Genomic DNA, 839 nt, shown 5'->3' with positions numbered 1-839 from the left:
CTCAACGACCTTGCCCGTGTGCTCAACGCGATCGCACGGGGCGACCTGACGGAGAAGATCACGGCCGATTACGGTGGGACGTTCGGTCAGCTGAAGGACGACACGAACACGACGGTGGAGCGTCTGCGCGAGGTGGTGGGGCAGATCAAGGAAGCGTCGGAATCGATCAACACGGCGGCCCAGGAGATCGCGGCGGGCAACTCCGACCTGTCGGCGCGGACCGAAGAGCAGGCGAGCAGCCTCGAAGAAACGGCCAGCTCGATGGAAGAGCTCAACGCGACGGTGCGGCAGAACGCCGATAACGCACGCCAGGCGCGGGAGCTCGCGAGCTCGAGCAACGCGGTGGCGGAGCAGGGCGGCGAGATGGTGAACCGGGTGGTGGGCACGATGGGCTCGATCCAGGAGAGCTCGAAGAAGATCTCCGACATCATCGGGGTGATCGACTCGATCGCCTTCCAGACCAACATCCTGGCGCTCAACGCAGCGGTCGAAGCGGCGCGGGCGGGCGAGCAGGGGCGTGGCTTCGCGGTGGTGGCGAGCGAGGTGCGCAGCCTCGCCCAGCGCAGCGCGCAGGCAGCCCGTGAGATCAAGGCGCTGATCGCCGACAGCGTTGACAAGGTGGAAGACGGCGCGAAGCTGGTGAACGAAGCAGGCCAGACGATGGAAGAAGTGGTGACCAACTTCCAGAAGCTGTCGGCGCTGGTCACCGAGATCGCCGAGGCGAGCCAGGAGCAGAGCGGCGGCATCGAGCAGGTGACCCACGCGGTGGGCCAGATGGACGAAGTCACCCAGCAGAACGCGGCCCTCGTCGAAGAGGCCGCCGCGGCCGCCGAGAGCCT

1 protein-coding gene is annotated in these 839 nt (G+C 66.9%); it reads left to right on the top strand.

All coding sequences use genetic code 11. The features are described from left to right. Nucleotides 1-839, top strand: an 839-nt coding sequence (locus tag ZRA01_RS20385; protein ID WP_246093808.1) for a methyl-accepting chemotaxis protein, incomplete at both ends; no start/stop codon positions are given.

This window comes from Zoogloea ramigera, from assembly GCF_006539865.1.
Classification (GTDB): Bacteria; Pseudomonadota; Gammaproteobacteria; order Burkholderiales; family Rhodocyclaceae; genus Zoogloea; species Zoogloea ramigera.
This window is presented reverse-complemented; position numbering and strand designations above follow the sequence as displayed.